Origin of the sequence: Paeniglutamicibacter sp. MACA_103, from assembly GCF_045798555.1 — a bacterium.
Classification (GTDB): Bacteria; Actinomycetota; Actinomycetes; order Actinomycetales; family Micrococcaceae; genus Paeniglutamicibacter.
In genome coordinates this window covers 1-7027 of record NZ_JBIXLN010000085.1, presented here as the reverse complement: position 1 = coordinate 7027, position 7027 = coordinate 1, and the positions used below count along the sequence as shown (strand labels likewise).

Annotated in this window: 6 protein-coding genes and 1 tRNA gene; 2 read left to right on the top strand and 5 right to left on the bottom strand. The window is 63.4% G+C overall.

Annotated features, from left to right (window positions below; all coding sequences use genetic code 11):
* Nucleotides 1-31: 31 nt before the first annotated feature.
* Nucleotides 32-1525 carry an amino acid permease gene (locus tag ACIPVK_RS21410; protein WP_407614004.1) on the bottom strand — a complete coding sequence of 498 codons (1494 nt, stop codon included), beginning with the start codon at nt 1523-1525 and terminating at the stop codon, nt 32-34.
* 539 nt (nt 1526-2064) lie between these two features.
* Here ACIPVK_RS21410 and ACIPVK_RS21405 point away from each other — a divergent pair.
* Nucleotides 2065-2550, top strand: a complete 486-nt coding sequence (locus tag ACIPVK_RS21405) for a septum formation family protein (RefSeq protein WP_407614003.1) — start codon at nt 2065-2067, stop codon at nt 2548-2550.
* Nucleotides 2551-2675: 125 nt separating this feature from the next.
* Complete coding sequence (locus ACIPVK_RS21400; RefSeq protein WP_407614002.1) at nt 2676-2963, top strand: hypothetical protein; 288 nt, start codon at nt 2676-2678, stop codon at nt 2961-2963.
* Nucleotides 2964-3012: 49 nt separating this feature from the next.
* Here the strand turns inward: ACIPVK_RS21400 and ACIPVK_RS21395 are convergent.
* The 4 genes from ACIPVK_RS21395 to ACIPVK_RS21380 form a co-directional block, all read right to left on the bottom strand.
* A tRNA-Asn gene (locus ACIPVK_RS21395) sits at nt 3013-3088 on the bottom strand.
* A gap of 67 nt (nt 3089-3155) precedes the next feature.
* Nucleotides 3156-5033 carry a DNA primase gene (dnaG, locus tag ACIPVK_RS21390; protein WP_407614001.1) on the bottom strand — a complete coding sequence of 626 codons (1878 nt, stop codon included), beginning with the start codon at nt 5031-5033 and terminating at the stop codon, nt 3156-3158.
* A gap of 71 nt (nt 5034-5104) precedes the next feature.
* Nucleotides 5105-6388 carry a deoxyguanosinetriphosphate triphosphohydrolase gene (locus ACIPVK_RS21385; RefSeq protein ID WP_407614000.1) on the bottom strand — a complete coding sequence of 428 codons (1284 nt, stop codon included), beginning with the start codon at nt 6386-6388 and terminating at the stop codon, nt 5105-5107.
* Between the two features lie 8 nt (nt 6389-6396).
* Nucleotides 6397-7027 (bottom strand): tRNA dihydrouridine synthase (locus ACIPVK_RS21380; RefSeq protein WP_407613999.1); only part of this gene is annotated, 631 nt, incomplete at its 5' end.

The following is a 7027-nucleotide window of genomic DNA, read 5'->3' as shown; positions in this document are numbered from 1 at the left end:
GAAAAGAGAAGTGGGGAAGGGGAAGAATCGCTCATCGAGTCGTGGCGCTTTCGTTCAAGTTGGCCGCGGAACGGCGACCATGGCGGAGGTAAAAGAAGAGGTAGCAAGCGGCCACAAAGGGGACGCCGAAGTAGAGAGCGGCTACCTGATTTGGGTCAAAGGCAAGCCCGATAACCGAGATCAGGCACAGGGTGAAGGCAAGAATCGGCACCACTGGGTAGAGCGGTGACTTGTAGACCAAGGCGGAGACGTCTCCACCTGCACGGACGAAGTTTCTGCGGTGGAAGAAGTGCGAAGCAGAAATGGACATCCAGACACCCACCACGGCGAAACCGGCAACCGAGACCAAGACCAGATATACAGATTCGGCCGCCATGACGCTGGAAAGAAGCGAGGCCAGTCCACCGAGCATGCTGATACTCACCGCTGTCAACGGAACACCACGACGGGTGAGCTTTCGGAACACCTTCGGCGCGTGGCCTTCATCGGCTAAGGAAAACAGCATGCGAGCGCAGGAATAGAGCCCACTGTTGCCCGCCGACAACAACGCGGTGATGATGACGAAGTTCATGATGTCCGCCGCGTAGGGAACTCCCAGGCTGCCGAACACCGTCACGAACGGACTTTCATCCAGCCCCACATTTTCATAGGGCACGGTGGCGGCGATAACCGTGATGGCACCAACGAAGAAGATCAACAATCTGAATACCGTGGCCCGCAACGCCTTGGGAATGGAGCGCGCCGGATCCTTCGTTTCGCCAGCGGCAACACCAATCAGCTCCGAGCCTGAAAACGCATAAAACACTGCAAGGGTGGTGACTAGGACGCCGGAGAATCCTTGGGGGAACAGGCCCTCACTCGTCACGAAGTTGTTCAGCAGCAGCGGTGTTCCGCTGTCGGTTGCCAGGGGCCGGAACCCCAGCAACGCGGCGCCACCGAAGATGATCAAAGCGATAATCGTTCCCACTTTGACCAAGGACAACCAGAATTCTGCTTCGCCAAAGAGGCGTGCGGAGAAAGCGTTAAGCCCGAATACCAGAACGGCGAACACCAGGCACCACACCCAAACCGCCACGTCCGGGAACCAGCGTTGCATCAGCAGACCGCTGGCAGTGAACTCCGAGCCCAGCGCAACGGCCCAGCACAGCCAGTAAAGCCACGCGGTCGTGAACCCTGTCGCCGGTCCAATGGACCTGGCTGCGTAAATGTGGAAGGCTCCGGCCACGGGGTATGCAATTGCCAGCTCACCGAGGCACGACATCACCAAATAGACCACAAACGCGCCGACGAGGTACGCCAAAACGGCCCCCAGTGGACCGGCCTGGGCGATGGTGTAGCCCGAACTGAGAAAAAGCCCTGAGCCAATGACCCCACCCATCGCGATCATGATGAGGTGGCGGGGCCCCATACTTCGGTGCAATTCGGAGGGCGGATCCGAAGCTTGAGCATTGGATTCTTGCGCACCCGGATCGGAACCGGAAACCTCTCTTTGTCCAGAGGTAAAGGTCGCTGAATCTGGCTGCATAACTGGTGCTCCGAGCGAGTGGGTAATAATTGCGCATTTCACGCTAGGTGGCGCGGACAACTCACTCAGGATGCATGTCGTCATATTGCTTTATGTGAATCAAATGTTTCCTACTCGACACCTTGCGTGACCCGCCTGGAAAGTCATCTTTGGTTTGTTTGGCAACACTGAGTCCAGATCGCGGGATGACGTATATCTATGTGATATTTAGACGCAGTCAGGACTGCACAGTCCCCGCATACAATCCGTGCGACATACAGCAGAAATCTGACCATTGCGGCACGGAACAGCCTTATGATCACGGTTCCCGGTCACCACGATGGCCCGTCCACATGCCGCCCGTTTGGCCGGGCCAATCCACCGCGAAGCGGACCTCAATGCAAACAGGACCTTCCGCATCTGCGCCCCGGCACGGAAATTCATTTAGACCTGAGCCAAAAACAACGGTCGACTTTTCTCGATATATGCGAATTTGCGGGACAGAATTGATCCTTTACCACTAGACTCAATTCAGAAATTCCACCGCGAGAAGGACAACAATGATCAGGTCGACCGCAGCCGGGGCGTGGCTCATAATCGGATTCTTGGCTTTGAGCAGTTGTTCACTAATCCCAGCCAAAGAGGCACCCCGTGACGAAGCCGGAACGATCAGCAAGGAAGTCAGCGCTGACGCGTTCTCCATTCGCCTCGGCGATTGTCTCAACGATCCGGGTGAAGGTGAATTGGACCGGGTCCCAGTGGTACCTTGCGAAAAGCCGCACTCCCTTGAGGTCTTCCACGAATTCACCATCGATTTAGAGAAGTTTCCCGACACCGTCGAGGCCATGGATGAGCTGACAGAGACGAGCTGCATGAACGCCTTCAGCACCTTCGTGGGAGTTGCATATGACGACTCCGAGCTCGATTTCACGGTCATGCAGCCCACCAAAGAAAGCTGGGCGGACGGCGACAAGATCGTTCAGTGCCTGATCGGGGATCCTTCGGGCGCAACGACTACCGGCTCCCTCAAGGGCAGCAACGCCTAGCCCGGGCTAGGAGCTCGTGGTCTCCAGGGGCCTGGAATCCACGATGCTGCTGGCATGCGCGCCGAAGGTGTTCACGGCTACGTCCCGCAGGTTCTACGGGTTGGACACCATCTTGCTGGGGGGGTGTGCTGCGGACCCTGGTCGCCGAACCGCGAGCCGAGGGCGCCACCCGTCTGGACCCGGTCGCCTTCGGCCGCCTCCCGGGGATGGACCGCTCCCCCGAGGCCAAGACCGTCCGCCGGCAACATCACGGGCTGGTGGACGCCGGCAAGATCCCCGAGTTGATGTCGATGATCGCTTTTGAACGCTCCGAAGCATTGAAGGCCCCGGGGTCCGAATGCTGTGAGTTGGCCCGAATCACCTCGGCCAAGACCGCCCATGTCCAGACCCCTGCACCTCAACGGTCGTTTTAATGCAAAGGAATCCGCATTTTCAGTGAAGAAAATACGGATTCCTTTGTTTTGGCTCCTCCGACTGGACTTGAACCAGTAACCCTTCGATTAACAGTCGAATGCTCTGCCAATTGAGCTACGGAGGAATGCAACGAGAAATACTCTACACAAGGTTCCGGGAAAACAAAAATCGGCCCCTGCACCCCGCCGCGGCTAGTCCTGGCGCAGTGCCCTGCGGCGCAGTTCCAGCTCTAAAAGCTCCCGGTTGATGCGCTGGAACCCCTCCGGATCCCCCGCGGGATCCATGCGTTGCAGCTCCCCCATCTTCTCTGCCTTCAAATGTGTGATTTGCAACTCGAAGAGGCGATTGATGATGTCATTGCAATAGCGCAGCAATGCCTCGGTCGTGCTCGCCGGCAACGGGGTCACAGCCAGTTCGGAGACAAAGGAACGCAACGGTTCGGGGACCTCCTGGCGGATGGCCTCGACCCATTGCGACGGGGTGGCACCCGCCAGCCCGGCGGCGCGCACGCCGTCGTGCACGGCCGCGTGGGCGGGGGCCATGAACCGGGCGTCGTAGAACGCCTGCCATTGCTCGGGAGTCAGCTGCGCAGGCTGCTGCAGCACGACCTCGAGAGCCTCGCGCTCCATCCGGGAGACCGGGTCGCGCGGATCGGGACGGGAGTAGACCGGGGCGGCGGGCTGTTCCGGTGCCGCATGGCCCGCGTTGCCGTGGACCGGTTCCGCCGTCTTGGGCATCCGATTGCGCCGCACCGAGGCTCCCACGGCGCGGTTCACGTCCTCCATGTCCATGCCGAGCCAACCGGCAAGTTCACGGGCGTAGGCCGGGCGGATGGCCGAATCGCGGATCTCCGCCACGATGGGGGCGCTGACGCGCAGCGCCTGCACCCTGCCCTCGACGGTGTTGAGGTTGAAGTTCTTCAGGCCGGCCTTGATAGCGAACTCGAAGAGCGGGCGCTTGGAGTCGATGAGCTCGCGCACGGCCTCCGGGCCGCGGGTCTGCCGCAGGTCGCACGGGTCGGCCCCGGTCGGCTCGACGGCGACGTAGGTCTGGGCGATGAATTTCTGGTCTTCCTCGAAGGCGCGCAGGGCGGCCTTCTGGCCGGCGGCATCGCCGTCGAAGGTGAACACCACCTCGCCACCGGATCCGTCGTCGCGCAGCAGCCGGCGGGCGATCTTGATGTGGTCGGCGCCGAAGGCGGTGCCGCAGGTGGCCACCGCGGTGCCGATGCCCGAAAGGTGGCAGGCCATCACGTCGGTGTAGCCCTCGACGACGACCAGTTGGCGGGTCTTGGTGATTTCCTTCTTGGCCAGATCGACCCCGTAGAGAACCTGGGACTTCTTGTAGAGCTGGGTATCGGGGGTGTTGAGGTACTTGGGCCCCTGGTCGTCCTCGTAGAGCTTGCGCGCCCCGAACCCGATGGTGGCCCCGGTGAGGTCGCGGATGGGCCAGATCAGCCGGCCGCGGAACCTGTCGTAGATCCCGCGGTTGCCCTCGGAGAAGATGCCGGTGAGCTTGAGCTCCTCGTCCTGGAAGCCGCGGCCGCGCAGGTGCTTGAGCAACGCGTCCCAGCCCTGCGGTGCGTAGCCGACGCCGAAGTGCGCGGCGGCCTCCGCATCGAAGTCCCGCTCGGAGAGGAATTTCTGGGCTGCGGCGGCGCCGGGGGTGGCGAGTTGTTCGCGGAAGAACTCCTCGGAGATCTTGTGGGCGTCGAGCAGGCGCTGGCGGCGGCCGGTTTCCTCGCGGCGCGGGCCGGTGCCCCCGTCCTCGTAGTGCAGCTCGATGCCCACGCGGGCGGCCAGCTGCTCCACGGTCTCGGAGAAGGTGCCGTGGTTGATCTTCTGCAGGAAGGCGATGACGTCGCCGGACTCGCCGCAGCCGAAGCAGTGGAAGGAACCGACCTGCGGGCGCACGTGGAAGGACGGGGAACGCTCGTCGTGGAAAGGGCACAGGCCCTTCCAAGAGCCGACACCGGCGGATTTCAGCGTCACATATCCGTCGATGACTTCCTTGATGTCCGTGCGGTTGCGGACTTCGTCGATATCTTCACGCTTAATCAGGCCTGCCATGCCTCCAGTCTAGTGACCAAAGGCGAGGGCGATGTGCCGTTCCGCTGCGGGCTGTGGATCGGGCGGCGGGGCTAGAAGAGCCGTTCGTTGAAGCTCTTGCCCAGCACCAGGGTGGCGTGCCATTCGATGGCCGAGGCGTCGGTGAGCGAGGCCACCTGGTCGATGACGGTGCGCAGCCGGGCCGCGTCGTCGGCGGCGTCGCGCCAGTCCGCGGCGAAGAGCGGCTCGAGGTACTTGTCCCCGGTCTCGGCCAGCAACGTGACCAGCTCGGTGAGGATCTCGCTTTGCCGTGCGTAGATGGGCTTGCGCTCGTCGCTGGTCATCACGTACGCGGTGGCCAGGCCCTTCATCGCGGCGATCTCGTGTTCGGTGGATTCGGGGACGATGAGTGCGGCGTTGAATCGGGTCAGCTCGCCGGGGCCGAACTGCTCGCGGGTCGCGTCGATCGCGGACTGGCAGAAGCGGCCGATGAACTGGCTGGTCATGTCCTTCAGCGCGGCCATGGAGCGGCGCGAGCCGTCGGCGTGCGGCACCCATTCGTTGGTGGCCTCGAGCCGGGTGAACGCCGCGTCGATGACGGCGTCCTCGACGTGCGGCAGGTACCACTGCCGGGTGAAGGTGATCGCGCGGGCGCGTTCGGCCTTGTCCTTGATCCAGCGCAGCTGGAAGCGACCGGCGTTGATCGCGTCCTCCACGTCGTGCACCGAGTAGGAGATGTCGTCGGCCAGGTCCATGACCTGGGCCTCGATGCAGGTCTGGCGCGGCTGCGCGCCGGAGCCGGAACGCAGCCAGTCGAAGACCGGCGCGTCGTCGACGTACACCCCGAACTTGGAGGTCTTCTTGCCGTTCTTCTCCGGGGCATCTGCCCGCAGCCACGGGTACTTGCAGGCGGCGTCCAGCGAGGCGCGGGTGAGGTTCAGCCCGGCGGAGGCGCCGGTGTGCCGGAAGGTCTTGGTCTCGATGCGGGTGAGCAGGCGCAGGGTTTGCGCGTTGCCCTCGAACCCGCCGATGTCTCGGGCCAGCTCGTTCAAGGCCGTTTCGCCGTTGTGGCCGAAGGGCGGGTGGCCCAGGTCGTGGGCCAGGCAGGCGGTGTCCACCACGTCGGGGTCGCAGCCCAGGGTGGCGCCGAGCTCGCGGCCCACCTGGGCGACCTCCAGGGAGTGGGTGAGCCGGGTGCGGACGAAGTCGTCGGAGGACGGGGCCACGACCTGGGTCTTGGCCCCCAGCCGGCGCAGGGCCGAGGAGTGCAGCACCCTGGCGCGGTCGCGTTCAAACGCGGTCCGGTACGCCTTCTTGGGCGGTTCGGGTACCCATCGATCCTCGTCCGCCTCGGTGTATCCGGGAATCTGCAACATTGGGCTCCTTAGCCGCCGGAAACGTCTAGTTCGGCCGCGGAAATCATGGCCTTGTGCTTCTCATCCATCTCGCGCGTGGCAAGCCAGCCGTCGGGAAGATGGGTCTTCTTCGGGGATCCGGCGCGTCCGCGCTGGCCCTCGGCGTCCTTGCCCGGGTACGGCATGGTCAGATCCAGCTGGTCCAGCAGTTCGCGCAGCACCTCAAGGGTGGGCACCTGGGCCAGGGCGGAACGGATGTCCCCGCCGACCGGGTAGCCCTTGAAGTACCAGGCCATGTGCTTGCGGATGTCGCGCAGGCCCTTGAACTCGTCCTCAAAGTACTCGGTTAGCAGTTCCGCGTGGCGGTAGACGGTCTCGGCGACCTTGGCCAGGCCCGGGGTGTAGCGCTTGTCGGTGCCCTCGAAGGCGGCCTGCAGGTCCCCGAAGAGCCAGGGGCGGCCCATGCAGCCGCGGCCCACGACGATGCCGTCGATGCCGGTCTGCTGGACCATCGCCACGGCGTCCTCGGCGCTCCAGATGTCCCCGTTGCCCAGCACCGGCACATCCGGCAGCGATTCGCGAAGCTTGGCGATTGCGTCCCAGTCGGCCTTGCCGGAGTAGTATTGGCTGGCGGTGCGCCCGTGCAGGGCGACGGCCGCG